Raw genomic sequence first — 26,282 nt, 5'->3', positions numbered from 1 at the left:
GTGGGCTGGCAGGATGGAGTGGGCGGCGGACGGACTGATGCTTGAGCCAGATTCAACAATCTGTGAAAACAGGTCTTTTGTCAACGCGCGGGCGTGCTGCCACCATGGCAAGCCGCTGCCAGGAAAGCCACCTGCACCCCAGCACACCCATACAGGAGACCGCATCATGCTCGACACCGTCAAACGCACATCCGTCTACCAGCCCGAGCAACTGGGCCTGAAGTTTCCCGAGATCCCCGAGTTCAAGAGCTTCGACGAGCATCGTCTCTACCTCAAGAAGCGCCTGGTCGCCGCCTGCCGCGCCTTTGGCCAGCAAGGCTTCGACTATGGCTTCGCCGGTCACCTGACGGTGCGCGATCCCGAGCGTCCTCACCTGTACTGGACCAATCCGATGGCGGTGCATTTCAAGCAGGTACGCATTTCCAACCTGATCCTGGTGGATCACGAAGGGCGCGTGGTCGAAGGCGACTATGCCGTCAACCGTGCCGGTTTCGTGCTGCACGCCGCCGTGCATGAAGCGCACCCCGAGATCGTCGCCATGTGCCATGCCCATACCGAATATGGCACCGCCTTCTCCACCCTGGGCCAGTCGCTGCTGCCGATCAGCCAGGACGCTGCCGCCTTCTTTGAAGACCACGTGGTCATCGGTGACGAGGCCGGCCAGGTCGCCGTCGAGGTCAAGGCCGGCCATCGCGTGGCCAATGCCTTTGCCGGCGTGAAGGCGGCGATCCATCAGAACCACGGCCTGCTGACTGCCAGCCGCCACAGCATCGAATCGGCCGCCTTCTGGTTCATCGCCCTGGAGCGTTGCTGCAAGCAGCAGTTGCTCATCGCCGCCAGCGGCCAGACGCCGCGCCTGGTGCCCGAAGACAAGGCCCGCTACAGCCGCGAACACGTCGGCAGCGATTACATCGGCTGGTTACACTTCCAGCCGATCTATGACGAGCTGGTGGCGACCCAGCCCGACATGTTTGCCTGAAAAAAAGCCGGGACATCGCAAGATGCCCCGGCTTTGTTACTTCCCTGCATGGACCCGCCAGCGCTTGATCACACCGGACAAGTCAGGCCCGGCCCTTGCTGCCGGTCAGTTGGTCCACGATCTGCCGCGGTGCCTCGGCATAGTGCTTGAACTCCATCGAGTAGGTCGCCCGTCCCTGCGAGAGCGAACGCAACGTGGTCGAGTAGCCGAACATCTCCGACAGCGGGACTTCGGCGCGCACCAGCTTGCCGCCACCGATCATGTCTTCCATGCCCTGCACCATCCCGCGCCGCGAGGACAGGTCGCCCATCACGTTGCCCATGAATTCCTCGGGCGTTTCCACCTCGACCTGCATCATCGGCTCCAGCAGCATGGGGCCGGCGCGCTTCATCGCTTCCTTGAAGGCCATCGAGCCGGCCATGCGGAAGGCGTTTTCGTTGGAGTCCACGTCGTGATACGAACCGAAGGTCAGCGTGGCCTTCACGTCCACCACCGGATAGCCCGCCAGCACGCCGGCCTTGAGCGTTTCCTGGATGCCCTTGTCGACCGCCGGGATGAACTCGCGCGGCACCACACCGCCCTTGATGGCATCGACGAATTCATAGCCCTTGCCAGCCGGTTGCGGCTCCAGCTTGATCACCACATGGCCGTACTGGCCACGTCCGCCGGACTGCTTGACGAACTTGCCTTCGACATCTTCCACCGCCTTGCGGATCGCCTCGCGATAGGCCACCTGCGGCTTGCCCACCGTCGCCTCGACGTTGAACTCGCGCTTCATGCGGTCCACCAGGATTTCCAGGTGCAGCTCGCCCATGCCCGACATGATGGTCTGACCCGACTCCTCGTCGGTATGCACGCGGAAGGACGGGTCCTCCTGCGCCAGGCGGTTCAAGGCAATGCCCATCTTTTCCTGGTCGGCCTTGGTCTTCGGTTCCACCGCCTGCGAGATCACGGGCTCGGGGAAGATCATGCGTTCCAGGATGATCGGGTGCTCCGGGTCCGATAGCGTGTCGCCGGTGGTCACATCCTTCAGGCCCACGGCGGCAGCGATGTCGCCGGCGAAGACTTCCTTGATCTCCTTGCGTTCATTGGCGTGCATCTGCAGGATGCGACCCAGGCGTTCCTTCCTGCCCTTGACCGGGTTGTAGACCGTATCGCCCGAATTGATGATGCCGGAATACACACGGAAGAAGGTCAGCTGCCCCACGAACGGGTCGGTCATGATCTTGAAGGCCAGCGCCGAGAACGGTTCTTCGTCCGAGGGATGGCGCTCGATCTCGCTATCGTCCTCGGCGTGGCCGGCAATGGCGGGCACGTCCACCGGCGAAGGCAGGTAGTCGATCACCGCATCCAGCATGGCTTGCACGCCCTTGTTCTTGAAGGCGCTGCCGGCCAGCATCGGCACGATCTCGTTGGCCACCGTGCGCAGGCGCAGGCCGCGCTTGATGTCCTCTTCGGAGAGCGGATTGCCGGAGAGATATTTCTCCAGCAGTTCCTCATTGGCCTCGGCCGCCTGCTCGACCATGTGGTCGCGCCACTGGCGTGCGGTGTCCTCCAGCTCCAGCGGGATATCCTCGTACTTGAACAGCACGCCCTGGCTGGCCTCATCCCAGATGATGGCCTTCATCTTGACCAGGTCGATCACGCCCGAGAAATGGTCTTCCGCACCCACCGGAATCTGGATGGGGACGGCACGACCCTTGAGGCGTTCCTCGATCTGCTTCTGCACGCGGAAGAAGTCCGCGCCGATGCGGTCCATCTTGTTGACGAAGGCGATGCGCGGCACCTTGTACTTGTTGGCCTGACGCCACACGGTTTCCGACTGGGGCTGCACGCCGCCCACCGAGTCGTACACCATCACCGCGCCGTCGAGCACGCGCATCGAACGTTCGACTTCGATGGTGAAGTCAACGTGACCCGGGGTGTCGATGATGTTGATGCGATGCTCGGGGTAGTTGCCGGCCATGCCCTTCCAGAACGCCGTGGTGGCCGCCGAGGTGATGGTGATGCCGCGTTCCTGCTCCTGCTCCATCCAGTCCATGGTGGCCGCACCGTCATGCACTTCGCCGATCTTGTGGTTCACACCCGTATAAAAAAGAATGCGCTCGGTGGTCGTGGTCTTGCCCGCGTCGATGTGGGCGCTGATACCGATGTTGCGGTAGTTTTCTATTCGGGTCTTGCGGCTCATGGCATGTCCTTTCGATGGGTGCCGTCAAATGCTTTTCTTCAAGCGTTCAATCAAGGTGGGTGGGTCTGGTGACAGGTTGATTTTTTGCTCGCCACACATTTATTTATGTAACGAGCATTAGATAATAGGAATGCCTGACGCAATATTCAAGGGGAAATCGAATATTTTGTAATGCCAATTAAAATAAACTACACTGCCTGACGAATCCATTACCGCAAGGGGTAATACCCCGCAAAGGACACCGATGATACGAACCCGCGGCCGCCCGCGCAGCTTTGACCGCGAACAGGCGCTGCACCAGGCCATGCAGGTCTTCTGGAACAAGGGCTACGAAGGCAGCACCATGGCCGACCTGACCGAGGCCATCGGGGTGAAGGCGCCCAGCCTCTATGCCGCCTTTGGCGACAAGGATGCCCTGTTCCGCGAGGCGGTGGAGTTGTATTCGCGCACGATCAGTGCCGAGCCGCTGCGGCTGTTGCAGGCCGGAAAGGGGATACGCGAAGACCTGCACGCCATGCTGCGCGCCAGCGTGCGCATGTACTCGGGCAAATCGACGGTACCGGGTTTGCCGGTGGGAAAGGGGTGCATGGTGGTGATCTCGGCCATCAACTGCGCGCCTGAGAACAGCCAGCACAGCGATGCCATGTCGCAGCGCCGCCACAAGCGTCGCAACGAGATCCGCGCCCGGCTGCTGCAGGCGCAGCGCGAGGGCGAGATCCGGGCCGATGCCGATGTCACGGCACTGGGTGACTTCTACACCAGCTTCCTCAATGGCCTGGCCCTGGGGGCGCGCGATGGCGTGTCCAGCACGCGCCTGGCAGCGACGCTGGGGCATGCGATGCTGCCGCTGGAGAATGTCCTGACCAGGCCCGTTGAGAGGAGCGCCTGAGTCGTCGTACCTGAGTCGTCGCAGGCAGCATAAAAAAACGGGAGCCAGGGCTCCCGTTTTTTGTCGGACCGGAGGTCAGCGCAATGGATCAGGCTGCGCGTGCCAGGGTGCCGTCGTTTTCCTTCAACTGTCCACCCAGGGCATCGACCAGGGCGGCCAGCAGCTTGGACAATTCACCGCTCATCAGCATGAAGTCGCCATCGAAGCGTTCATCGTCGTTCTTGCCGGCGATCTCGCTGTCTTCCTTAAGCACGTCCAGCGGCGCGATGCGCTTGACCGACAGGTTCTCGGTCAGCACGAAGGAGACCTTGTCGGCCCAGGTCAGTGCCAGGCGCGTGCATTGCTTGCCGGCCTCGATGTGGCGGCGGATGTCCTCGGCTTCCAGGGCATGGCGCACATAGCGCACGGTGGCCTTGCTCTCGGCGGTGGAGCGCAGTTCGGTATCCTGGTCCACGGTAAAGCCATTGGGCGCTTCGTCGCTGGCCAGCCAGTCGGTCATGGCAGCGCCCGGCGACATCACCGTGCGCAGCGTTTCCAGCGGGAACTTGGGGATGGCCTTGAAGAGCAGCTTCAGGACTTCCTCGGCCTTGCCGGGGCTGCCGGCATCGACCAGCAGCCAGCCATTGACCGGATCGATCCACACCCAGGTGCTGCGCACCACCGAGAAGGCGCGCGGCAGCAGTTCGTCGGTGACCTGTTCCTTCAATTCCTTGGTCTGCTTGCGGCCCGGGGGGAAGCCTTGCTGTTCTTCCAGCTCGGCCGCACGTGCCTTGGTCACCTGGTTGATGACGGTGGAGGGCAGCAGTTTCTTTTCGGTATCGAGTTTGAGCAGCAGCTGGCGGTTGACCACATGGATCAGCTTGTCATTGTTGCGCGGCGAGACCCAGCCCTGGCTTTGCATTTCCAGGCTGGAGCAGGCGGCGAAGGCTTGCGGCGCGAGTTGGGATGCGAGTTCGTCGGCATTGATCGCCCACGGTGCGGGCAGACGATAGATCTGTAGATTCTTAAACCACATAGAGCTTCCGGGGCAGGGTAAAAGAAAGAGATTCTACACGTCCCTCCAGAGGCAAGCGATGTCGGATTGTCCACGCTTCCGGGTAATTTCTCCCATCCCGTGTGGACGGGAATCAATAGTGTGGCGGCTTCTCGTTAGCCGCCGCGCGATCCTGGCTGCTGTCGGAGAGTTCCCGAAAGCGCTTGGCCAGCGCACCCAGCAGCATTTCCAGTTCCTCTATCTTCTTTTGCTGGCGATAGACGGTCTGGTTGAGCTCGTCCACCAGGTCTTCCTGGTGGGCGATTTTCACTTCGATGTCGATGATGCGGTCTTCGTTGATCACTTGTGTTGTTCCTGTTGAGGTGCCGGCAGTCCGGCCGTGCGGTCTTCGCCGTTGAGCCATTGCCACGCACCGGTGCCGGCGGCATGGCCGGTGGCGAAGCAGGCGGTGAGCAGGTAGCCGCCGGTGGGGGCTTCCCAGTCCAGCATTTCGCCGGCGCAGAACACCCCCGGCAGCGCACGCAGCATCAGGGCATCATCCAGCGCCTCGAAACTGACGCCGCCAGCAGTGCTGATGGCTTCGTCGATCGGTCGTGGTCGCCGTACCGTCAGCGGCAGCGCCTTGATGGCGCGCGCCAGTCTGGCGGGATCGGCGAAGTCGTCGCGGCTGGCGATCTCGCGCAAGAGTCCGGCCTTGACGCCCTTGAGATGCAGGCGGCTCTGCAGGTGGCTGGACATGGAGCGTGCGCCACGCGGATGGGCCAGTTCGGCCTCGACCTTTTCCAGCGTCCAGTCGGGCAGCAGATCCAGGTACAGGCGCGCGGATCCTTCGGTGGCAATGGCCTCGCGCAGCGCCGCCGACATGGCATAGACCAGCCCGCCTTCGATGCCTTGCGCGGTGACGATGAATTCGCCACGGCGGTTCTGCATGCCGCCGCTGGGCAGGGCCACGCTGGCCACCACCGGCTTGACCGGCTCGCCGGCAAAGCGCTCACGCAGGTGCTCGCTCCAGTCCAGTTCAAAACCGCAATTGGAGGGCAGCAGCGGCGCCACTTCCACTTGCCGGTCCTGCAGCAGCGGGACCCAGGCGCCATCCGAGCCCAGGCGCGACCAGCTGGCGCCCCCCAGGGCCAGTACCACGGCGTCGGCCTGCACGGCGATCTCGCCGTCAGGATGGCTCAGGCGCAGCGCGCCGTCAGCGTCCCAGCCCAGCCAGCGATGGCGCGTATGGAAACGCACGCCCGCCTCGCGCAGGCGGTGCAGCCAGGCGCGCAAGAGCGGCGCGGCCTTCATCTCGCGCGGGAAGACCCGGCCGGACGTGCCGACGAAGGTCTCGATGCCGAGGTCGTGGATCCACTGACGCAGGCGTTCCGAATCAAAGCGGCGCACGAAGGGCGCAAGCTGTTCGCGCCGGTTGCCATAGCGCGGCAGGAAGTCGGGTTGAGGCTCGGAATGGGTGATGTTCATGCCGCCACGGCCAGCCAGCAGGAATTTGCGTCCGGCCGAGGGCATGGCGTCGTAGACGTCGACCGTGGCGCCGTGCTGCGCCAGCACTTCGGCGGCCATCAGGCCGGCCGGGCCGGCGCCGATCACGGCCACGCGTCGTGGCTGGCCGTGGGTGGGGGAGGGGATGTTGTGCATCGGAGTCATGCGCGCGATGATACCGCCCGCGCGCGCCTGGCGCACGCACAACGGTACAGATCAGCGGCGGTGGGGAGCGCTGTACTTGTTTTCCAGTCGTGCCACCACCAGCGCCAGGCAGATGGTCATGGAGAAATACAGCACGGAAATGGTGATATACGGTTCCCAGTAGCGGGCATAGGTGCCGGCGACGGTGCGGGCGGCATAGGCCAGTTCGGCCAGGCCGATGGCCGAGACCAGGGAGGAATCCTTCAGTAGCGTGATGGCTTCGTTGCCCAGCGGCGGCAGCATGCGGCGGAAGGCCTGGGGCAGCACCACGTAGCGCATCGTCAGGCCGTAGTTCATGCCCAGGCTGGCGGCGGCGTAGGACTGGCCACGTTCGATGGACTGGATGCCAGCGCGGAAGATCTCGGAGATATAGGCGCCCGCATTGAGCGACAAGGCCACCGTGCCCGAGAGGAAGGCGCCGTAGTCCTGCTTGATGGTGCGCGCCAGTTCACCGCTGATCAGGAGGCCATGTTCCTGCTGCACCAGTACCGGCATGAGCGCGAAGTGGATCAGCATGATCTGCACGAACAGCGGCGTGCCACGGAAGAAGGCCACGTAGAAGCTGGCCAGCCAGCGCAGGCACTTCAGCGGCCACTTCCAGGCGCCGTGCTGTACGTCGGCCAGGCGCAGCATGCCCACCAGCAAACCGATCACGGTGCCGATCACGATACTGATCAGCGACACCTGCAAGGTCATGAGAACGCCCTTGGCGAACAGCGGCGCATAGCCTTGGATGATGCTCCAGCGGAAATCCATGTCGGACTCGATTGGTGGGTGAAAAAAACGGGTTCTGTAACGACATGACGGCGGCATCATGCCGCCGTCATGGTAGTGCGTTTGCTGCTTGCTTGCGGCTTACTTGCCGAAGTATTGCGCGCTGATGGCCGCGAAGCTGCCATCGGCCTTCATGTCGGCCAGGCCCTTGTTGATCTTGGCCAGCAGTTCCGGATCATCCTTGCGCACGGCGATGCCGTAGTCTTCCTTGGGGAAGCTCGGGTCGGTCACGGTGCGCAGCTTGCTGTTGGGGTTGTTGGCGATGTAGTTCTTCACCACCGGCTCGTCGGCCACGACCGCATCGACGCCGCCGCTTTCCAGCTCCTTCAGGGCCAGCGGGGTGGAGTCGAAGCGCTTGATCTTGGCGCTGTTCTTGCCCAGCACCTGCTGCACCAGCTCGTCACCGGAGGTGGCGCTCTGGGTGCCCACGGTCAGGGGCTTCAAGTCATCCATCTTGCTGACCTTGGTGTCGGCCGCCGGCAGGGCGATGGTCTGGGTCGCCACGAAGTACGGGTCCGAGAAGCTCACCGACTTCTTGCGCTCGTCGGTGATGGTGATGGCCGAGATCAGCAGGTCGCGGTCACCCTGGGCCAGGAAGTTGAAGAAGCCTTCGAACGGGGTCGGCACGAACTTGACCTCGATGCCGATCTTCTTGGCCAGGGCCTTCATGACGTCGATGTCGAAGCCAACCACTTCCTTCTGTTCGTTTTCCGAGGAGAAGGGCGCGTAGGCCGATTCCACGCCCACCACGTAGACGCGGGCCGGGGCGGCAGCTTGCGGTGCCGCGGCGGCGCTCTTGTCTTCCTGCTTGCCACAGGCGGCCAGGCCCAGCATGCCGACGAAGCCGGCGGTCAGCGCCAGCGCGCGGGCGTGGCGGGAGAACATCTTGATCATCTTGCGGATTTCCTTGTCTGGAATGGTGGAACGGAACGGGGCCGGCCGCGCGGCTTGCGCAGTGGCTGATGTTGCTCCGGTGAAACTCGGGGATTTTTTTGCAGGCCGCATTGTAAACCGCGACGCCGCCGGAGCGTGCAGTTTGCCGTCAAAAATGCACAATAAATGCGCAGCCTGGCGGTTTTTTGCCACGTCCGGGCGGCTTTGGTCCGCTCCTGCACGATCCTGTCCGCAGCTGCCCGAACCCTTGGCTCAACTGCCTTCGGGTGTGGTCCGGGGCTTCTGCAGCAGGGCCTTGAGATTGGCCAGGCGTGCCTGGGGCGTGATCTTCTCGTCTTCCTTGGGGGGCGCCTCGCCTTCGTCCAGGCGCATTTCCTTGACGAAGCGCGAGATCTGGCATTCGATCACTTCCTTGGCGCGCTTGCGGCGCTTGCACCAGGACAGGTGCAGCGAGCGCTGGGCGCGGGTGATGCCCACGTACATCAGGCGGCGTTCTTCTTCCACGCGCGCCGCTGCCTCCTCGGGCGGGGTATCGGGATCGCCCTTGTGCGGCAGGATGCCTTCTTCCACCCCCACCAGGAACACATGCGGGAATTCCAATCCCTTGGAGGCATGCAGGGTCGACATGCGCACCGCATCCTGTTCTTCGTCACGGCCTTCGAGCATGCTCATCAGGGCCACCATCTGGGTGATTTCCAGCAGGTTCTTTTCTTCGCCCTCGCCATCGCGGCCACCGCAGGCGCGTTCCTTCAACCAGTTGACGAAGTCCACCACGTTCTGCCAGCGCGCCTGGGCGGCGCGCTCCTCGAAGCTGTCGTAGAGGTAGAACTCGTAGTTGATGGCTTCCATCATGTCGTCCAGCACGCGGCCGGCCTCCTCGCCGCTGCCGGAGGGGCCGGGGCGGGTGGCGCGCGACTCCAGCGCGTTGATGAAGTCGCAGAACTTGCGCAGCGGCAGCAGCTGGCGGTCGGTCAGCTTGTCTTCGAGGCCGCCCTTGTAGACGGCTTCGAACAGCGAGCACTGCCATTGCCCGGCCAGCGTGCCCAGCACTTCCAGCGTGGCCTGGCCGACACCCCGGCGCGGCGTGGTGACAGCGCGGATGAAGGCCGGGTCGTCGTCCTGGTTGGCGATCAGGCGCAGGTAGGCAATGATGTCCTTGATCTCGGCGCGGTCGAAGTAGCTCTGGCCGCCCGACATCACATAGGGAATGCGTTCGCGGCGCAGTGACTTTTCCAGGATGCGCGCCTGGTGGTTGCCGCGATACAGGATGGCGTAGTCGGCAAACTTGGCGCGCCGTTCGAAGCGATGGGCCGAGAGGGTGATGGCGATCTGGTCGGCCTCGGCTTCCTCGTCGTCCATGGCCATCACGTTGATGGGGTCGCCCAGGCCATGCTCGGACCACAGGGTCTTGTCGAACAGCTTGGGATTGTTGGAGATCACCGCGTTGGCCGCCTGCAGGATGCGGGTGCTGGAGCGGTAGTTCTGCTCCAGCTTGATCAGGTGCAGGTTGGGGAAGTCCACGCCCAAGAGCTTGAGGTTTTCGATGGTGGCGCCGCGCCAGGCATAGATGGCCTGGTCGTCGTCACCCACGGCGGTAAACATGGGTTTCTTGCCCACGCCGGTGACCAGCAGCTTGACCAGTTCGTACTGGCAGGTGTTGGTGTCCTGGTATTCGTCGATCAGGAGGTAGCGCAGCTTGCGCTGCCAGCGGTCGCGCACTTCTTCGTTGCTACGGAACAGTTCCACCGGCAGGCGGATCAGGTCATCGAAATCGACTGCCTGGTAAGCCTTCAACGTCGCCACGTAGCTGCGATAGATGCGCGCGGCCTGGGCCTCGTCTTCGGTGCGGGCGTTTTTCTCGGCCAGGTTGGGGTCGACCAGGCCATTCTTCCACAGCGAGATGGCATTCTGGATGCCACGGATGATGGCCTTGTCGGTGGTCACCGCCAGTTCTTGCACCAGGGAAAAACAATCGTCGCTGTCCATGATTGAAAAGCGGTCCTTCAACCCCAGATGCTTGGACTCCTGCCGCAGGATCTTCACGCCCAGCGCATGGAAGGTCGAGACCGTCAGGTGCTTGGCCTGCTTGGGATCCTTCAGCAGCTTGGCGATGCGTTCCTGCATTTCCAGCGCGGCCTTGTTGGTAAAGGTCAGCGCGGCGATGTTGCGCGATTCGTAACCGCAGTTCTCGATCAGGTGCGCGATCTTCTGCGTGATCACGCGCGTCTTGCCCGAGCCGGCACCGGCCAGCACCAGGCAAGGGCCGGTCATGTAGTGGACGGCTTCGCTTTGCGGTTTGTTCAGGCCGAAGGAGGGAGCGGACATACGGATAGCGAGGGCATCGGCAGGGGGGAAAGAGGCGCCATTGTAGCAGCCCGGGGGAGGCCTCCCTGTGGGACAATGGCCACATCGGACCGGCCGCAGGCAGGTCCCACATGCATGTCCCACATTTATCCGCGCGCAAGCGCATCAGAGTGCCAACATGAAATTCAATCACCTCATCCAGATCAACGATCCGCTCAATCCGCTGATCGATTCACTGACCCGCGAACAGCTGTGGCACGGCCTGGTCCTGCGCGCCGAGTCGCCGCGCCTGTTCATGCCGCATCTGGACGATTGCCAGCTCTCCGAGAAGAGCGTGGACAGCGTGCGCCGCGCCTTGCGCTACGGCGAGCTGGTGATCCAGGACAAGGTGATCTACCTGCCGCAGATCCAGGTGATCTACGAAGTGCCGGCGCAGGGCGAGATCCCGGCCTCGCGCATGAGCATGACCATCGAGGAGCCACAGGCCGAGATATTGTTCGTGCGCTTCGAGTACGACGATGGCAAGCCCGAGGATATCGATGGCAGCGAAGCCTTCTATGACAATTTCCGCCGCTCGGCCTACCAGGAAGCCGACATCGATACCATCCGCATCATCCGCGAGATGACCCAGCGCGGGTCCCTGCATTGATCGCTGCACAAGACGCAGGTACATGAAAAAACGCGGACCAGTGGTCCGCGTTTTTTTATTCCTGCCCGTTCAGGCTAGCAGCCGTCCCAATGCTCCGTTGACCAGGGCCCCACCCACCACCAGCCAGCCGAACAGTACCGCGCCCAGGATCATCGGCTTGATGCCGGCATTGCGCAGCGCCGAGAGGTGGGTGCTCAGGCCCAGGGCGGCCATGGCCATGGCCAGCATGAAGGTATCGGCTTGCAGCACGACGCGGTTGAGCGCGGCGGGCAGCGGGAAGAAGGAGTTGAGCACCACCACAGCGATGAAAGCGAAGGCGAACCAGGGGATAGACAGCTTGCTTTGCTGATGCTGGTGTCCGGAGCTATGGCGACCGACTCTCATCGACAGCATCAGCAGGAAGGGCGCCAGCATCATCACGCGGACCATCTTGGTGATCACCGCAACATCGGCAGTGTGCTGGTCGATGGAGCGGGCCGCGGCCAGCACCTGCGCCACTTCATGGACGGTAGAGCCGATGTAGACACCGAAGTCGGGCAGGCGCACACCCCATGCCGGTTCGGCCTGCAGCGTGTAGAGCAGCGGATAGAGGAAGATCGCCAGCGAACCGAAGATGACCACGGTCGACACCGCCACCGTGACCTGCTCGCTGCGTGCGCGCAGCACCGGTTCGGTGGCCATGACGGCGGCGGCGCCGCAGATCGAGCTGCCGGCGCCGATCAGCAAGGCCGCATCGCGATCCAGCTTGAGCACGCGGGTGCCGACCAGCCAGGCCAGGCCGAAGGTGGACAGCAGCATGGCGGCATCGATGACGACCCCGGCCACGCCGACATGGGCGATGTCCTGGAAGGTCAGGCGAAATCCGTAGAGGATGATGCCGGCCCGCAACAGGGTTTGCTTGGAGAAGCGCACGCCCTCGCCGCAGGCTGTGCCCAGGCGCGGGTAGATCGTGTTGCCGATGACGATGCCCAGCACGATGGCCACCGTCAGTGCCGAGAAACCGTGTGCCTGCAGCCAGCCGATATCGCCCAGGCCCATGGCGGCCCAGGCTACCGCGCCCGAGAGCGCCAGGCCGGCGAGGGCGGGATGCAGGGGGGAAGTCTGGGCGGCGCTACGCATGATGCTCTCCACATGAGGGTTGGGCTGTCGATGCCTGCACTGTACGCGGGGTGGATTTAAAAGAAAAACACGTTATTTTGCTAATATCTACCTGTTAAGTAGGTAGATTGAAGATGCGTCCCGTATTCCGGGAACATGGCCATGGAGAGCAGGGCAGGATGAAAATTACATTGAGGCAATTGCAGATCTTCCTGGCGGTGGCCCAGTCAGGCTCTACCACGGCGGCCGCCGGCATGGTGGCGCTGTCGCAATCGGCGGCCAGCGCCGCGTTGAATGAACTGGAACATCTCCTGGGCGTGCAATTGTTCGACCGCGTCGGCAAGCGCCTGGTGTTGAACGACAGTGGCCGCCAGTTGCTGCCGCAGGCGCGCCACATGCTCGATGCCGCGCAGACCATCGAGCGCCAGTTTGCCGACCCGACGGCGGGCAGCGAGTTGCATATCGGCGCCTCCACCACCATCGGCAGCTATCTGTTGCCGGCCATGATCGCGGCGTACCGCAAGGACCATGCCGGTGCGCGGGTGCGGGCGCTGGTGGCCAATACTGCCGATATCGTCGATGCCGTGGTCAATTTCGAGGTCGATGCGGGATTGATCGAGGGGCCTTGCCATGCCGACGACGTCGAGGTCGAGCCGTGGATGACGGATGAACTGATCGTGGTGGCCGCGCCGCGTCACCCCATCCTGCAATCAGGCCGCAAGATCACGCTGAAGATGCTGCGCGAGGCCGACTGGCTGTTGCGCGAGGCCGGCTCCGGCACGCGCGAGGCGGTCGAGCATGCGCTGATTCCCTACCTGCACTACCTGCCGTCCTCGTTCGAGTTCGGCAATTCCGAAGCGATCAAGCGCGCTACCGCCGAGGGGCTGGGCATCAGTTGCCTGTCACGTTCGGTGGTGCAGGACATGATCGAGTCGCACAAGCTGGTCGAGCTGGCCACGCCGCTGCCGACCCTGCGTCGTCATTTCTACATGGTGGTCAGCCGGCATCGGGCGCCCTCGCCCAGCCTGGGCAAGTTGCTGGACTTCTGCCGCCAGTGGGCGGGCCGGCCGCCCCAGCCGCCCCAACCGCACTGAGGCCGGTGCGCGCTCAGAGCGGTTCGAATACGCCTGCGCTGCGATTCTTGGCGACCTTGTTCCAGGCGAAGATGCGGCCATTCATCGCCACATAGACACCCGCCGGCAGCACCTGCGCAACGCCGCAGGCGAAACCGAAATTGAACTGGGCGTCGGAATTGGCGATCTCGTAGGGGATCATGGCGCCGGTCAGCACTACCGTCTTGTCGTGCAGCGCCTGGCCCAGTACCTGGGCGGTCAGCTGCATGGTGTCGGTGCCATGCACGATGACGATGGCGCGCTGGCTCGCGGCCTGGCAGGCAGCCAGGATGCGCTGGCGGTCGGCGTCCTGCATCTCCAGCGAGTCGAGCAGGCGCAATTCCTCCAGTACCACTTCTGCGGTGATGCGCGCGCGTGCAATCACTTGCGGCAGGTGGCTGGCGCCGAAACCGAGTTCGCCTGCGATCTCGTTGTAATGCTTGTCGAAGGTGCCGCCGGTGGCGATGATGCGCAGGCTCATGGTGGTTCCGTTTCCTGATATGAAAAATGCCGTCCGCTATCTTACACGGACGGCATGCGGGCTTGTTGCAAAGGCTACCCGGGTCAGGCTGCCAGCAGGGCCTCCTTCTGCGCCACCAGGGGTGTGCCTGGCGGCTGCGTCACCAGTTCCAGCGCGGGCGGCTGCGGGATGCTGCCATCCACCACCCAGGCGAACAGGCGCTCGACCTCGATGGCCTGGATCAGCAGCTTGCCGCCATTGGCCTTGATCACCTGCGAGACCAGCATGGACTCGCCCTGCATCGCGAAGGGCGTATGGATGATCTGCGCCTGGCTGAATTGCGGCACGGCGTGCAGTTCGTCCACCAGCAGGCCGATGGTGTGTGCGCCATGCTGCACGATCATCACCTGGCTGCTGCTGGTGATGGCCGAGCGCGTGCCACGGATCAGGAAGCCCAGGTCGAAGACCCAGATGAAGTCCCTGTGCTGGCCATCGCGTTCCAGCCCCAGCACGCCGATCTGCTCGACCCGGTTGCCCATGGACGTGGGCAGTACCTCGCTGTAGGGAACCGCTTCCATCACCTGGGCGGCGGCGATCGCAAAGAGGCTGTGATCGGAGAAGAAGGTGGCGTATTCGAGGTCGTCGCCGTTGCCATTGACGGCGCCATCCTGCTCCAGCTGGAAGGCGCTGCCGCCATTGACGCTGCCCCCTTCGCTGACCGCGCCGAAGCACTGGAACACCACGGCGATCACATCTTCCTGATAGCCATCGCTGGTCTTGAATTCGCGGTAGCCGCTGGAGGCGCTGGCGGCGACGATGGCGTACTGGCCATCGTGCAGGGTGACGCCGGAGAGGTGCTCGCCATTGGCCAGCTGCAGCATGGCCACATCGATCTCCAGCGTGGCGCCGACGGCGCGATTGGCGTCGGTGCTGGCCAGGATGCGGCCCTCGCGGCTGACGTAGAAGGCGCTCATGCGCTCCTTGCCGGCCAGTCCCGCGACCAGCATGTTGCGCAGCTCCGGTTCGGCATCGAAGACGATGCCGATGCCGCCCACCACGGCATCCTGGTCCAGCGCACGGATGGCGGCGTGGTAGATGTAGGTATCGCGGCCATCATACAGGGCGCTGGGGCGGAACGGGCTGACGTGGTACTGCTGCGCGCTGCGCAGGGCACTGACCGCTGCCAGCGTGGCCTGATCGATATGGCTGCCGATCACGGTCTCCCGCGCGTCGCCAGTGCTGGCGATGATGCGGCCGTGGCGGTCGTAGACGAACAGGCGCGTATAGACCGTATAGAGGCCATTGATGGTGGCCAGGATGGCGTCGATCTTGGCGCTGCCGTCGGCATCGATCTCGGCATGCGCCAGCACGCTGCGCAGTTCCGGCGTGAGCGCCCACCAGCGGCAGTCGTCGGAGCGCTCGTAGAGATTGCGGTCCAGCAGGTCCACCATCAGGCCGGTGGTGAATTCGGCATCGTGCATGCTCGACACCAGCACGGTCTGGTAGAGATCATGGATCGACTGCGCGAACAGTTCATTGCTGCGGTTGCCGGTCTCGCTGATCTGGTCGAGGATGGTCTTGAGCTTGAGCATGTCGCCGCGCTGGCCGGCCGTCATCACCTGGCCGTTCCAGACGATGCGCTGGATGGTCTTGGCGGCGGTCATGATGTCATGCAGCGGCGGACAGAAGGAATGCGCATGCGCGAGCAGTCCCTCGGCCACCTCCGGCGCGAGCTGCGAGAGGGCATCGCTGGTGCTGCCATTGAAGGCCACGTCCACCGGGATCATCACCTGCCCCTGCCAGCCGGCCGGGCCGGGATAGCCCTGGTAGCCGTCGGCAGCGAAGGTGCGCACCAGGTACTGGCGGCCGCTGTGCATCATCAGGCGTGGCTGGCCATCGGTATTGACCGGCACCTCGCTGCCGGGTGGGATCCACAGCGCGTCAGCGCTGGCGATGACGCGGTTCTCGCCATCGAGCAGCAGCATGTTGCTGCGCGCCTGCGGATCGCAGTGGGCGGCGAAGATGCCGGCCATCTCTTCTTCGAAGTGGAAGCACAGGCAGAGCACGCCGATGACCGCACCAGTTTGGGGATGGTGCATGCGTCGCGAATACACCAGTGCGCGATCCTTGGCCGGCCGCAGGTCGGTGGCGCGGAAGGTCTCGACATAGGTGTCGGACTCCAGCGTCTGGCGGATCAGCGGATCGGCGCTGTGTTCCAGCGGCGTGGCCGGGTCGATCTGCACCAGCACGTTGCCCTCGGTATCGAGCAGGATGATCTCGTCATAGACGGTGTACTTGTTGCGATACTCGCGCAGGCGGTAGCGCGTGGCTTCCACCGAATCGCTGACGCCCGCCACGAAGTTGCACAGCTCGCGGTCGGTGGCCAGGAAACCCACATCGGCAGTGCGCTCGAACAGATTGCGCACCACGATGTCGATCACGTAGCGCGCCTTGGTGCCGATCTCGGCCAGCACATTGCCCACCTTTTCCTGGACGAGACTGCTGACCAGTTCGTGTTCCAGGCGCGAGAAGCCGGAGCGTGTCGCGGCCATGGTGGGAAGGATGCTCTTGGCTTCGACGGGGCAGTTCATCTTGGCCGAGGCCTCGATGATGCGCCACATCAGGTTCAGCTCCTGCAGCGACTGCTCGCACCTGGCGACGTCGCGCATGTAGGGCAGGAAGGTTTCGGTATGGGGCGTACTGGATCGGTCTCTATCTCTATCCGTGGCGTTGCGCGTGGTCATGGTTGACATCCCTCTGGTTTGTCGCAAGTCCAACGCCCTTCGATGTTGGAACTTCCGACATCTGTTGTTTGTTATTTTTTCTTGTTGCCTGCGTAGACCAGCAAGTTGCATGCCACTGCGCGCAAGCGTTTGCGGTGGGTGGTCACGGCGTGGATCCGGGCAGGACTAATTTTTTATACTGTTTTGATGCGCCGCGGATTGTAGCGATACAGGATGGTTATCGACTAATGAAAAATTCTGCGTGGATCGGCCGCAACGGTATGACTGGTCAGACCGCGAGCCTCGTCAGGCGGCACCGGAAATGCGATTTCATCGGGCCGCTTATAATGGAACGCATATGAAACCATTGGCTCCCGGCACCGTCATCTTTCATCGTCATCGCGGCTATGGCGTGATCGTGCTCGTCAACCTGTTGACGGGATGGATTTCTGCGCGCTTTGGCAGTGAACTGCGCACACTGGACCTGAACCTCTCCTCGGACGAGGTCCAGCATGCCGATGGCACGCCCATCCTGTTCCGCCGCGAGCCACCGGACCGCATGCCGCACGCGCGCCTGATGGCGATGGTGCGCGAGCTGCATCGGGCCGGCTATCAGCGTCTCTATCTGTACAGCTGGCCCAAGCCTTCCGGGCTGCACTGGCGCTGGCATCTGTTCAGCGGTCCGCGCAACTGGATGGAGCGCCCCTGGCGCGAGGGCTGGTATGGCTCGGGTGCGGACTACAATTTCAATCCGGTGATGGGGTGGGGCGATGGCCCGGCGGCGTCACCCGAGGAACTGGCGCGCCTGCTGGCGCAATTCGATCCGCAGGGGCTGGCACAGGCGCTGGGCGAGGATCAGGATCACGCCAACTGGTTCGAGCTGGTCTGCGCCACGCTCTTGCCCGACTATGCCTTCAGTCTCGGCTGGCACCACAACGGTGCGATGCCTGAACATCTGCCGGTGATCCCGGTGCGGCGCAATGTTCCTGAATATTCCGGCCCGCCACTGCCTTGGCCGCCGGGATGGCGGCACCTGTGGAAGGCCTCCGGCCGCCTGCCGCAACTGGCCTACGATCCGCCGGTGCGCACCATCCACCGCATCACCCCAGAGCCTCAGGATTGAGGACATTCTTCGGCGTGCCGGCGGCATAGTCGACGATGTTCTGGAAGGCGGCGCGGAAGTAGAGTTCGTAGCCATCCTTTTCCACATAGCCCAGGTGCGGGGCAGCGACCACGTTATCCATCTTCAGCAGGGCCGAGTCCACCGGCAGCGGTTCGCGCTCGTACACGTCGAGCGCAGCCAGGCCGGGACGGCCCTGCGTCAGCGCGGCTTCCAGGGCATCGCTCTCGACCAGTTCGGCGCGGCTGGTATTGACGAAGCAGGCAGTGGGCTTCATCAGCGCCAGGTCGGCGGCCGTGACGATGCCGCGGGTGGCGTCGTTGAGGCGCAGGTGCAGGGTCAGCACGTCGGCCTGGGCAAAGAACGCCTCCTTGCTGGCAGCGGCCTGGTAGCCATCCTTCTGGGCCTGCTCGCGGCTGGCGTCACGTCCCCAGACCACCACCTGCATGCCGAAGGCGCGGCCATAGCCGGCCACCAGCCGGCCGATCTTGCCGTAACCCCATACGCCCAGGGTGCGTCCCTTCAGGGCGGTGCCGATCAGGTTGTGATGCGGGGTCGGCGAGACCTGTTGCCAGGCGCCGGCGCGCAATGCGCTGCAATATTGGGGGACCCGGCGCATGGCCGCCATGATCAGGGCCCAGGTCAGTTCGGCCGGGGCGGTCGGGTCACCCACGCCTTCCACGATGGCAATGCCACGCTCGGTGGCGGCGGCCACGTCGACATGGCCGCTGACCTTGCCGGTCTGCGAGATCAGCTTGAGCAGGGGCAGTTTTTCCAGCAGCGGCCTGGTCAGCGCGGTGCGTTCCCGGATCAGCACCACCGCATCGAAGCTGGCCAGGCGCGCCGCCAGTTGGCCGGTGCCGCGGATGGTATTGGTGAATACCTTGACGTCATGGCCGTTCAACAGGCTGAAGCAGTCGAGGTGGCGCACCGTGTCCTGGTAGTCATCGAGGATGGCGATTTTCATGGGGAAGTCTCCTGGTACTCTTGATGGGCGGTGACCGGCCACGTGCGTGGCCAGCGTGGGCGTCCATCATAAAGCGATTGCCGGGATTCGGCACGGGCTGCGCAACCTGCGCCGTTTCCCTTCGATCTCACTGGCCGATGTCGATGACCAGCTTGCCGCGCGCCTGGCCCTCGGCGACCAGCGCATGGGCCTGGTTGACCTGCTCCAGCGTGAAGCGGCGGCCATCCATGAGCACCCGCAATTGCCCGGCATCGGCCATGCGCGCCGCTTCCCGCATGATCTGGCCGTGCCGCTGGCGGTCTTCCCCGGTCAACAGCGGCAACAGGGTGAAGACGCCCGAATAGGTGGCGCCCCGGAAGGACAGCGGCGCCAGCTTGTGCGCACCCCAGCCCAGGCAGCTGACGACATGACCGACATAGCGCCTGGCGGCGGCGAAGGAGGCATCCAGGGTGGCGCCGCCGACGGTGTCGTAGATGACGTCGAAGCCCTGGCCGCCGGTGTATTGCTGCACGTAGTCGTCCACCGTCTGGCTGCGGTAGTCGATGGCCGTGGCGCCCAGGCTTTCGATGAGCGCCTTCTGGTCGGCGCTGCCGGTAGCGTAGACCTGGGCGCCCAGCGAACGTGCGATCTGCACGGCGATGTGCCCGACCCCGCCTGCGCCGCCATGCACCAACACCTTCTGGCCGGCCTGCACGCGGGCGCGCTCGACCAGGCCTTCCCAGGCTGTAATGAAGATCAGCGGCAGGGCGGCGGCCTGGCGCATATCCAGGGTGCGCGGCTTGTGGGCCAGCAGGTCGGCATCGACCGCCGCGAACTGGGCCAGCGATCCTGGCACGCCGCCAATGCCGCCGGTCATGCCATAGACCTCGTCCCCGGCCAGGAAGCGCGTTTCGCCGGGCGCGACCGCCTCGACCACGCCGGCCAGGTCGATGCCGAGGATGGCCGGCAAACGGGCCTGGGCGTGGGCCGCATTGCCGCCCTGGATCTTGGTATCGAGCGGGTTGACGCCACTGGCGAGCACGCGCACCAGCACCTGGCCGGGGCGCAAGGCGGGCTGTTCGATGGCGGCGATGGACAGCGGGGCGCCGAACTGGGTCAGCAGGGCGGCTTGCATGAGAGGACTGGCGTTGGACATGATGACTCCTGATGGTGGTGGAAGAATCGCCTCACCGCATGGCGGCAGGTCGATGCACGCAGTCTGGGGGAGGGCGTCCGGCGGAAAAAGCGGGCTGCGCCCAAGTCAGAATTGCGCAACGCCGAATAATCCGTGGCCCGCCATGGCCTAGAATCAGCCCACCTATAACGACGGTACAGGAGAGCAACATGGATAGGCTGGACATGCTCAAGGTCTTTTGCGCGGTGGTCGAGGCGGGCGCATTCAGCCGTGCGGCTGAAAAGCTGTCCATGTCGACTTCCTCCGTGACCAACCACATCGCCGCCCTGGAAGCGCACTTCAAGGTGCGCCTGCTCAATCGCACCACGCGCAGCATGTCGCTCACCGAAGAGGGTCGGCATTGCCACCAGCAGGCCTTGCGGCTGCTGGCCGACATGGGCGAGCTGGAGGCGGGTCTGCGGGCATCCGATACACGCCCCGCAGGCCTGCTGCGGGTGGATCTGCCCAGCGTCATCAGTCGCCGCTACGTGGCGCCCGCGCTACCGCGTTTCCTGCGCCAGTATCCCGATCTGGAACTGCGCGTCACGGTCAGCGACCGCATGGTCGACATGGTGGAGGAGGGGCTGGACGTGGTGGTGCGCATCGGCACGCTGGGCGATTCCGGCATGGTGGCGCGCAAGCTGGCGGGGACCCGCTATCTGTGCTGCGCGGCACCGACCTACCTGCAGCAGCATGGCTGGCCGCAGACGCCCGAGGCGCTGGACCAGTTTGCCTGCCTGGGTTTCCTCAACCCGCGCACGCGCATGATCAAGCCCTGGCGCTTCAGTCATGGCGGGATGGAAAGCTCGCATATTCCCAAGGGCCTGCTGGCGATGGACCACGTGGAATCCCTGGTCGCCGCCGCCCAGGCCGGTGGCGGCATCATCCAGCAGATGTCCGTGACCCTCGATCCTGCCTTGCAGGAGGGCAGCCTGGTGCCGGTCCTGCCGGAGTGGCAGGTGGCCGGACCGGATATCGTGGCGCTTTACCAACCGACCCGCAGGGAGACGGCCAAGGTGAAAGTTTTCGTCGCCTTTTTGCAAGAGATATTCACGGCGTGAATGGCATATCGGCCGCAATGCCCCGCAAATCCAGTGTTGATGCGGTTTTTCCCGAAATCGCTGTTATGCGTCTCAGTAATGAAAAAACAGAATTCTTTTAATTTGTAATTACCTACTACATAAGTCGGGTATTTCTCGCTACAAATTTCAGTAATTTGCTTTTTATCGGGGTACAATCGCAGCCACTTTCCTGCATTCCTGGCTGTCCGGGAATGTGTAAAACCCGCTTCCAACCAGGGTGGCGGGCAAGGTGCAGGGCCTCCACCGAGGCCGTCGCCATCGACAGGACCGCCGTATTGCTGGCTGGCGTGTGGACCTTCCGCCGGCGTCCTGCAGCGACGCTCCTGCCGTGCCAACCGAATTCATCTTTAACTTGTGGCATTGGAGGTATCAACATGAACCAACCCCTGATGGCAGGCATTCCCGCAGTGAATGCCCCCGCCTACGTCAAACAGCAGAAACTGATCAACTGGGTTGCTGAAATCGCCGCCCTGACCAAGCCGGCTCGCATTTACTGGTGCGATGGCTCCCAGGAAGAATACGACCGCCTGTGCGCCGAGATGGTCGCCGCCGGCACCATGAAGAAGCTGAACCAGGAAAAGCGTCCCAACAGCTACCTGGCCTGCTCGGACCCGTCCGACGTGGCCCGCGTGGAAGACCGCACCTTCATCTGCTCGCAGAACAAGGAAGACGCCGGTCCGACCAACAACTGGACCGATCCGGCCGAGATGCGCCAGACCCTGAACGGCCTGTTCGACGGCTGCATGGCCGGCCGCACCCTGTACGTGGTGCCGTTCTCGATGGGCCCGCTGGGCTCGCCCATCGCCCACATCGGCGTGGAACTGTCCGATTCGCCCTACGTGGCCGTGAACATGCGCATCATGACCCGCATGGGTCGCGCCGTGTATGACGTGCTGGGCAGCGATGGCGAGTTCGTGCCTTGCGTGCACACCGTGGGCGCGCCGCTGGCCGCCGGCCAGAAGGATGTGGCCTGGCCGTGCAACGCCACCAAGTACATCGTCCACTATCCGGAAACCCGCGAGATCTGGTCCTACGGTTCGGGCTACGGCGGCAACGCGCTGCTGGGCAAGAAGTGCTTCGCCCTGCGTATCGCCTCCACCATGGGCCGCGCCCAGGGCTGGCTGGCCGAGCACATGCTGATCCTGGGCGTGGAGTCCCCGGAAGGCAAGAAGCACTACGTGGCAGCGGCTTTCCCGTCGGCCTGCGGCAAGACCAACTTCGCCATGCTGATTCCGCCCAAGGCCTTCGGCGGCTGGAAGGTCACCACCATCGGTGACGATATCGCCTGGATCAAGCCGGGTGCCGATGGCCGCCTGTACGCGATCAACCCGGAAGCCGGCTACTTCGGCGTGGCCCCGGGCACCAACGAGAAGAGCAACTTCAACTGCATGGCCTCGGTCTCGGCCAACACCATCTTCACCAACGTGGCGCTGACCGATGACGGCGACGTCTGGTGGGAAGGCATGAGCAAGGAAGCCCCGGCGCACCTGATCGACTGGCAGGGCAAGGACTGGACCCCGGAAATCGCCAAGGAAACCGGCCGCAAGGCAGCCCATCCGAACGCGCGCTTCACCGTTGCCGCCACCCAGAACCCGGTGATCGATCCGGCCTGGGACGATCCGGCCGGCGTGCCGATCTCGGCCTTCATCTTCGGCGGCCGCCGTTCCACCACCGTGCCGCTGGTGACCGAAGCCCGCAACTGGGTCGAAGGCGTCTACATGGCCGCCACCATGGGTTCGGAAACCACCGCCGCGGCCGTCGGCCAGCAGGGCGTGGTGCGTCGCGACCCGTTCGCCATGCTGCCCTTCGCCGGCTACAACATGAGCGAATACTTCCAGCACTGGCTGGATATCGGCAAGAAGATCGCCGCCTCCCCGGCCGAGCTGCCCAAGATCTACTGCGTGAACTGGTTCCGTACCGATGCCGACGGCAAGTTCGTCTGGCCCGGCTTCGGCGACAACATGCGCGTGCTGAAGTGGATGCTGGACCGTATCGAGGATCCGCAAGGCGTCAAGACCGGCGGTGTCGAGCACCTGTTCGGCATCACCCCGCGCTTCGACGATCTGCAATGGGAAGGCCTGGATTTCAGCGCCGAGCAGTTCACCACCATCACCTCCATCGACAAGGCCGCCTGGCTCAAGGAACTGGAGCTGCATGCCGAACTGTTCGACAAGCTCAAGTACAAGCTGCCGGCCGAACTGCAAGGTGTGAAGGAGAAGCTGGAGAAGAAGCTGGCAGCCTAAGCTGACCGGCCGGTTCCGGCTAGCAGGAGACAGGGAAGCGCCTGCCGCAGTGATGCGGCAGGCGTTTTCTTTTGCGGCGTCAGCGGGGCGACAGTGCGGCCAGCGCGCCGCGCAAGGCCTCGGGAAGCGCCACCGGCCGGCGCGATTGACGATCCACATAGACGTGCACGAAGTGGCCCTGTGCCGCCGCCGTCTCCTCACCGGCCTTGAAGATCCCCAGTTCATAGCGCACGCTGCTGCGCCCCAGGTGCGCCACCCGCACGCCGACCTCGATCTGCTCCGGGAAGGCCACCGAAGCGAAATAGTTGCAGCGGGTCTCGATGACCAGGCCGATCACGGCGCCATGCTCGATATCGAGCACGCCTTGCGCCACCAGGTAGTGGTTCACGGCGGTATCGAACCAGCTGTAGTAGACGACATTGTTGACGTGACCATAGACGTCGTTGTCCATCCAGCGCGTCTGGATCGGGTGGAAGTGGCGGAAATCGGCACGGTGGCCGGCTTGCTGGCGTGGCTCGCTCATCGGTGGCTGGGTGGTGGAATTGGTCAGCTTGTGCACTTGCACAAGATCGTCTTGCTTGCAGTAACATGGCTCCCACTTCCGCGCACCGGGGCGCTTGCCTCGATGCGCGGGAGCGCTCATGTTAAGCGATTGCTATCGGAAATTGCAGAGAATGCCTGATGGTCCGGCTTGCATCTGCACGTGGCGCCACCAGATGAACGGCGGGCGCATCTCCGATAGCCTTGTTCGTCATGGTGATAGTTAAATCCAATCAAAAGTATTGATTAAATAAAATTGATCTATTTTGAATGGCGTTCTACTATTCATCCCGTCGCTTCACTCAACCCCCCCTTAAAAGGAAATAGACATGTCCCTGATCAACACCACTATCAAGCCGTTCAAGGCAACCGCTTTCCACGATGGCAAGTTCGTCGACATCTCCGAAGCCACCCTGAAGGGCAAGTGGTCCGTGTTCGTGTTCTACCCGGCTGACTTCACGTTCGTGTGCCCGACCGAACTGGAAGACCTGGCCAACAACTACGCTGAATTCAAGAAGCTGGGCGTTGAAATCTACGGTATCTCGACCGACACCCACTTCGCCCACAAGGCATGGCACGACACCTCGGAAGCCATCAAGAAGGTCCAATACCCGCTGGTTGGCGACCCGACCACCACCCTGGCACGCAACTTCGAAGTGCTGATCGAAGAAGAAGGCCTTGCCCTGCGCGGTACCTTCGTGATCAATCCGGAAGGCCAGATCAAGGTCCTGGAAATCCACGACAACGGCATCGGCCGTGACGCTTCCGAACTGCTGCGCAAGGTCAAGGCTGCCCAGTACGTCGCCTCGCACCCGGGTGAAGTCTGCCCCGCCAAGTGGGAAGAAGGCGCTGCAACCCTGAAGCCGTCGCTGGATCTGGTCGGCAAGATCTAATGACCGGTCGGGCCAGGCCCGCCGGGTCATGCAATGACCTGAAGTAATTACCCCGCTGTATCCGTCCGGAGTGGCCCCCAGGGGCCAGCGGTCGACCCCCACAAGGGCGAGGCCGTGCTCCGGACGATTTGAATCTCCCAACAAGGAAGCAATCATCATGCTGGATGCCAATCTCAAGACCCAACTGAAGGCCTATCTGGAAAAGGTCAGCCACCCGATCGAGATCGTCGCGTCGCTCGATGATGGCGCCAAGTCCCGCGAGATGCAGGAACTCCTGCAGGACATCGTGCTGCTGTCGGACCGCATCAAGCTGGTCGAGCAACGTGATTCCGCCGCGAACGCACGTACCCCGTCGTTCACACTGAACCGCCCCGGGACCGATATCAGCGTCGAATTCGCTGCCATCCCGATGGGCCACGAATTTACCTCCCTGGTGCTGGCCCTGCTGCAAGTGGGTGGCCACCCGGTCAAGCTCGACGACAAGGTCATCGAGCAGATCAAGAACCTGGATGGCGACTACAGCTTCGAGACCTATGTCTCGCTGACTTGCCAGAACTGCCCGGAAGTCGTGCAGGCCCTGAACGTGATGTCCATCATCAATCCGCGCATCCGCTCGGTGACCATCGATGGCGCGCTGTTCCAGGGTGAAGTCGAGCAGCGCCAGATCATGGCCGTGCCGACCGTCTACATGAATGGCGAAGTGTTCGGCCAGGGCCGTACTGGCGTGGAAGAAATCCTCGCCAAGCTCGATACCGGTGCTGCCGCCCGCAAGGGTGAGGAACTCAGCACCAAGGAGCCCTACGACGTGCTCATCGTCGGCGGTGGCCCCGCTGGCGCCGCTGCTGCCATCTACGCCGCCCGCAAGGGTATCCGCACCGGTGTGGTGGCCGAGCGTTTCGGCGGCCAGGTGCTCGACACCATGGCCATCGAGAACTTCGTCTCGGTGAAGGAAACAGATGGCCCGCACTGCGATGGTCCGCTGTTCAAGGGCAAGCGCGTGTCGGTGATCGGTGGCGGCAACTCGGGTGTGGAAGCGGCCATCGACCTGGCCGGTATCGTCGCCCATGTTACCCTGATCGAATTCGCTGCCGAACTCAAGGCCGATGCGGTGCTGGTGCGCAAGTTGAAGAGCCTGCCCAATGTCACCGTCGTGACCTCGGCGCAGACCACCGAGATCACCGGCGATGGCCAGCGCGTCAATGGCATCAGCTACAAGGAACGTGATACCGGCGAGATCAGGCACGTGGAGCTGGAAGGCGTGTTCGTCCAGATTGGCCTGGTGCCCAACACCGAGTGGCTGAAGGGAACCCTGGCCTTGTCGAAGCACGGCGAGATCGAGATCGATGCGCGTGGCCAGACCTCGATTCCCGGCGTGTTCGCCGCGGGTGACGTGACCACCGTGCCGTACAAGCAGATCGTCATCGCCGTGGGCGCTGGTGCTACTGCCGCGCTGTCGGCCTTCGACCACCTGATCCGCTCGTCGGTCGATGAGGTGAGCCCGGCCGCATCTCAGGAAGCAGTCGCCGCCTGA

The 26,282-nt window shown here is 63.5% G+C and carries 22 protein-coding genes; 9 read left to right on the top strand and 13 right to left on the bottom strand.

Features of this window, described 5'->3' with window-relative positions; genetic code table 11:
• Positions 1 to 166: 166 nt before the first annotated feature.
• The gene (locus tag ACIPHN_RS18225) at positions 167 to 979 is read left to right on the top strand and encodes a class II aldolase/adducin family protein (protein ID WP_400438271.1); all 813 of its coding nucleotides are present in this window, start codon (positions 167 to 169) and stop codon (positions 977 to 979) included.
• Between the two features lie 82 nt (positions 980 to 1,061).
• Here ACIPHN_RS18225 and fusA read toward each other — a convergent pair whose 3' ends face one another.
• Complete coding sequence (gene fusA / locus ACIPHN_RS18220) at positions 1,062 to 3,167, bottom strand: elongation factor G (protein WP_400438269.1); 2,106 nt, start codon at positions 3,165 to 3,167, stop codon at positions 1,062 to 1,064.
• A gap of 244 nt (positions 3,168 to 3,411) precedes the next feature.
• Here fusA and ACIPHN_RS18215 point away from each other — a divergent pair, with 244 nt between their 5' ends.
• A complete protein-coding gene (locus tag ACIPHN_RS18215; RefSeq protein WP_400438268.1) occupies positions 3,412 to 4,056 on the top strand; it encodes a TetR/AcrR family transcriptional regulator in 645 nt (214 codons plus the stop codon).
• An 88-nt stretch (positions 4,057 to 4,144) separates the two neighbouring features.
• Here the strand turns inward: ACIPHN_RS18215 and ACIPHN_RS18210 are convergent, their stop codons facing one another.
• The 6 genes from ACIPHN_RS18210 to ACIPHN_RS18185 form a co-directional block, all read right to left on the bottom strand.
• Positions 4,145 to 5,071, bottom strand: coding sequence for a recombination-associated protein RdgC (locus ACIPHN_RS18210; RefSeq protein ID WP_400438266.1), 927 nt, complete (start codon positions 5,069 to 5,071; stop codon positions 4,145 to 4,147).
• 112 nt (positions 5,072 to 5,183) lie between these two features.
• Complete coding sequence (locus ACIPHN_RS18205; protein WP_400438264.1) at positions 5,184 to 5,393, bottom strand: SlyX family protein; 210 nt, start codon at positions 5,391 to 5,393, stop codon at positions 5,184 to 5,186.
• On the bottom strand, positions 5,390 to 6,700 hold the full coding sequence (locus ACIPHN_RS18200) for a TIGR03862 family flavoprotein (protein ID WP_400438262.1): 1,311 nt from the start codon (positions 6,698 to 6,700) through the stop codon (positions 5,390 to 5,392). Before ACIPHN_RS18200 ends, ACIPHN_RS18205 begins: the two co-directional genes overlap by 4 nt.
• Positions 6,701 to 6,751: 51 nt before the next feature.
• Positions 6,752 to 7,495, bottom strand: coding sequence for an amino acid ABC transporter permease (locus ACIPHN_RS18195; RefSeq protein ID WP_400438260.1), 744 nt, complete (start codon positions 7,493 to 7,495; stop codon positions 6,752 to 6,754).
• A gap of 99 nt (positions 7,496 to 7,594) precedes the next feature.
• Positions 7,595 to 8,407, bottom strand: a complete 813-nt coding sequence (locus tag ACIPHN_RS18190; RefSeq protein WP_400438258.1) for a basic amino acid ABC transporter substrate-binding protein — start codon at positions 8,405 to 8,407, stop codon at positions 7,595 to 7,597.
• A 252-nt stretch (positions 8,408 to 8,659) separates the two neighbouring features.
• Positions 8,660 to 10,732: a UvrD-helicase domain-containing protein gene (locus ACIPHN_RS18185; RefSeq protein ID WP_400438256.1), complete on the bottom strand. Its 2,073-nt coding sequence runs from the start codon at positions 10,730 to 10,732 to the stop codon at positions 8,660 to 8,662.
• Between the two features lie 157 nt (positions 10,733 to 10,889).
• On the opposite strand from ACIPHN_RS18185, the gene ACIPHN_RS18180 reads away from it, so the two are divergent.
• Positions 10,890 to 11,360, top strand: coding sequence for an SRPBCC family protein (locus tag ACIPHN_RS18180; RefSeq protein WP_400438254.1), 471 nt, complete (start codon positions 10,890 to 10,892; stop codon positions 11,358 to 11,360).
• Positions 11,361 to 11,429: 69 nt separating this feature from the next.
• Here the strand turns inward: ACIPHN_RS18180 and ACIPHN_RS18175 are convergent, their stop codons facing one another.
• Positions 11,430 to 12,479 carry a YeiH family protein gene (locus ACIPHN_RS18175; RefSeq protein WP_400438252.1) on the bottom strand — a complete coding sequence of 350 codons (1,050 nt, stop codon included), beginning with the start codon at positions 12,477 to 12,479 and terminating at the stop codon, positions 11,430 to 11,432.
• Positions 12,480 to 12,637: 158 nt separating this feature from the next.
• Here ACIPHN_RS18175 and ACIPHN_RS18170 point away from each other — a divergent pair, with 158 nt between their 5' ends.
• On the top strand, positions 12,638 to 13,552 hold the full coding sequence (locus ACIPHN_RS18170; protein ID WP_400438250.1) for a LysR family transcriptional regulator: 915 nt from the start codon (positions 12,638 to 12,640) through the stop codon (positions 13,550 to 13,552).
• A gap of 13 nt (positions 13,553 to 13,565) precedes the next feature.
• Here ACIPHN_RS18170 and ACIPHN_RS18165 read toward each other — a convergent pair whose 3' ends face one another.
• Both ACIPHN_RS18165 and ACIPHN_RS18160 read right to left on the bottom strand, forming a co-directional pair.
• Complete coding sequence (locus ACIPHN_RS18165) at positions 13,566 to 14,051, bottom strand: asparaginase domain-containing protein (RefSeq protein ID WP_400438248.1); 486 nt, start codon at positions 14,049 to 14,051, stop codon at positions 13,566 to 13,568.
• An 83-nt stretch (positions 14,052 to 14,134) separates the two neighbouring features.
• Positions 14,135 to 16,774, bottom strand: coding sequence for a chemotaxis protein CheW (locus tag ACIPHN_RS18160; RefSeq protein WP_400438246.1), 2,640 nt, complete (start codon positions 16,772 to 16,774; stop codon positions 14,135 to 14,137).
• A 337-nt stretch (positions 16,775 to 17,111) separates the two neighbouring features.
• On the opposite strand from ACIPHN_RS18160, the gene ACIPHN_RS18155 reads away from it, so the two are divergent.
• Positions 17,112 to 17,876, top strand: coding sequence for an L-asparaginase (locus ACIPHN_RS18155; RefSeq protein ID WP_400438244.1), 765 nt, complete (start codon positions 17,112 to 17,114; stop codon positions 17,874 to 17,876).
• On the opposite strand, the gene ACIPHN_RS18150 is transcribed toward ACIPHN_RS18155, so the two are convergent.
• Both ACIPHN_RS18150 and ACIPHN_RS18145 read right to left on the bottom strand, forming a co-directional pair.
• The gene (locus ACIPHN_RS18150; RefSeq protein ID WP_400438242.1) at positions 17,854 to 18,840 is read right to left on the bottom strand and encodes a D-2-hydroxyacid dehydrogenase family protein; all 987 of its coding nucleotides are present in this window, start codon (positions 18,838 to 18,840) and stop codon (positions 17,854 to 17,856) included. The genes ACIPHN_RS18155 and ACIPHN_RS18150 overlap by 23 nt on opposite strands.
• A gap of 127 nt (positions 18,841 to 18,967) precedes the next feature.
• Positions 18,968 to 19,975, bottom strand: coding sequence for a zinc-dependent alcohol dehydrogenase family protein (locus tag ACIPHN_RS18145; protein WP_400438240.1), 1,008 nt, complete (start codon positions 19,973 to 19,975; stop codon positions 18,968 to 18,970).
• Positions 19,976 to 20,163: 188 nt separating this feature from the next.
• On the opposite strand from ACIPHN_RS18145, the gene ACIPHN_RS18140 reads away from it, so the two are divergent.
• Both ACIPHN_RS18140 and ACIPHN_RS18135 read left to right on the top strand, forming a co-directional pair.
• Positions 20,164 to 21,054, top strand: a complete 891-nt coding sequence (locus ACIPHN_RS18140; RefSeq protein ID WP_400438238.1) for a LysR family transcriptional regulator — start codon at positions 20,164 to 20,166, stop codon at positions 21,052 to 21,054.
• 395 nt (positions 21,055 to 21,449) lie between these two features.
• On the top strand, positions 21,450 to 23,318 hold the full coding sequence (locus ACIPHN_RS18135; protein ID WP_400438236.1) for a phosphoenolpyruvate carboxykinase (GTP): 1,869 nt from the start codon (positions 21,450 to 21,452) through the stop codon (positions 23,316 to 23,318).
• A 79-nt stretch (positions 23,319 to 23,397) separates the two neighbouring features.
• Here the strand turns inward: ACIPHN_RS18135 and ACIPHN_RS18130 are convergent, their stop codons facing one another.
• Positions 23,398 to 23,841 (bottom strand): acyl-CoA thioesterase, encoded by a 444-nt coding sequence (locus ACIPHN_RS18130; protein WP_400438333.1) that lies wholly within the window; start codon positions 23,839 to 23,841, stop codon positions 23,398 to 23,400.
• 346 nt (positions 23,842 to 24,187) lie between these two features.
• Between ACIPHN_RS18130 and ahpC the strand changes: the two genes are divergently transcribed.
• Entirely contained in the window at positions 24,188 to 24,751 is a 564-nt protein-coding gene (ahpC, locus tag ACIPHN_RS18125) for an alkyl hydroperoxide reductase subunit C (protein ID WP_400438234.1), read from the top strand.
• 157 nt (positions 24,752 to 24,908) lie between these two features.
• Positions 24,909 to 26,282 (top strand): alkyl hydroperoxide reductase subunit F, encoded by a 1,374-nt coding sequence (locus ACIPHN_RS18120; protein WP_400438232.1) that lies wholly within the window; start codon positions 24,909 to 24,911, stop codon positions 26,280 to 26,282.

Origin of the sequence: Herbaspirillum sp. NPDC087042, assembly GCF_044745245.1 — a bacterium.
Classification (GTDB): Bacteria; Pseudomonadota; Gammaproteobacteria; order Burkholderiales; family Burkholderiaceae_D; genus Herbaspirillum.
Note: the sequence above shows the minus strand (reverse complement) of the source record. Positions and strands in the feature narration are given on the sequence as shown.

Excerpts from the sequence above, each read along its gene's own strand:
- ACIPHN_RS18135 (WP_400438236.1), top strand. The coding sequence starts at position 21,450 with ATGAACCAACCCCTGATGGCAGGCATTCCCGCAGTGAATGCCCCCGCC.
- ACIPHN_RS18120 (WP_400438232.1), top strand. The coding sequence starts at position 24,909 with ATGCTGGATGCCAATCTCAAGACCCAACTGAAGGCCTATCTGGAAAAG.
- ACIPHN_RS18180 (WP_400438254.1), top strand. The coding sequence starts at position 10,890 with ATGAAATTCAATCACCTCATCCAGATCAACGATCCGCTCAATCCGCTG.
- ACIPHN_RS18210 (WP_400438266.1), bottom strand. The coding sequence starts at position 5,071 with ATGTGGTTTAAGAATCTACAGATCTATCGTCTGCCCGCACCGTGGGCG.
- ACIPHN_RS18165 (WP_400438248.1), bottom strand. The coding sequence starts at position 14,051 with ATGAGCCTGCGCATCATCGCCACCGGCGGCACCTTCGACAAGCATTAC.
- fusA (WP_400438269.1), bottom strand. The coding sequence starts at position 3,167 with ATGAGCCGCAAGACCCGAATAGAAAACTACCGCAACATCGGTATCAGC.
- ACIPHN_RS18140 (WP_400438238.1), top strand. The coding sequence starts at position 20,164 with ATGGATAGGCTGGACATGCTCAAGGTCTTTTGCGCGGTGGTCGAGGCG.
- ACIPHN_RS18150 (WP_400438242.1), bottom strand. The coding sequence starts at position 18,840 with ATGAAAATCGCCATCCTCGATGACTACCAGGACACGGTGCGCCACCTC.
- ahpC (WP_400438234.1), top strand. The coding sequence starts at position 24,188 with ATGTCCCTGATCAACACCACTATCAAGCCGTTCAAGGCAACCGCTTTC.
- ACIPHN_RS18130 (WP_400438333.1), bottom strand. The coding sequence starts at position 23,841 with ATGAGCGAGCCACGCCAGCAAGCCGGCCACCGTGCCGATTTCCGCCAC.
- ACIPHN_RS18185 (WP_400438256.1), bottom strand. The coding sequence starts at position 10,732 with ATGTCCGCTCCCTCCTTCGGCCTGAACAAACCGCAAAGCGAAGCCGTC.
- ACIPHN_RS18215 (WP_400438268.1), top strand. The coding sequence starts at position 3,412 with ATGATACGAACCCGCGGCCGCCCGCGCAGCTTTGACCGCGAACAGGCG.
- ACIPHN_RS18190 (WP_400438258.1), bottom strand. The coding sequence starts at position 8,407 with ATGATCAAGATGTTCTCCCGCCACGCCCGCGCGCTGGCGCTGACCGCC.
- ACIPHN_RS18200 (WP_400438262.1), bottom strand. The coding sequence starts at position 6,700 with ATGACTCCGATGCACAACATCCCCTCCCCCACCCACGGCCAGCCACGA.
- ACIPHN_RS18145 (WP_400438240.1), bottom strand. The coding sequence starts at position 19,975 with ATGTCCAACGCCAGTCCTCTCATGCAAGCCGCCCTGCTGACCCAGTTC.
- ACIPHN_RS18225 (WP_400438271.1), top strand. The coding sequence starts at position 167 with ATGCTCGACACCGTCAAACGCACATCCGTCTACCAGCCCGAGCAACTG.
- ACIPHN_RS18170 (WP_400438250.1), top strand. The coding sequence starts at position 12,638 with ATGAAAATTACATTGAGGCAATTGCAGATCTTCCTGGCGGTGGCCCAG.
- ACIPHN_RS18155 (WP_400438244.1), top strand. The coding sequence starts at position 17,112 with ATGAAACCATTGGCTCCCGGCACCGTCATCTTTCATCGTCATCGCGGC.
- ACIPHN_RS18195 (WP_400438260.1), bottom strand. The coding sequence starts at position 7,495 with ATGGATTTCCGCTGGAGCATCATCCAAGGCTATGCGCCGCTGTTCGCC.
- ACIPHN_RS18175 (WP_400438252.1), bottom strand. The coding sequence starts at position 12,479 with ATGCGTAGCGCCGCCCAGACTTCCCCCCTGCATCCCGCCCTCGCCGGC.
- ACIPHN_RS18160 (WP_400438246.1), bottom strand. The coding sequence starts at position 16,774 with ATGACCACGCGCAACGCCACGGATAGAGATAGAGACCGATCCAGTACG.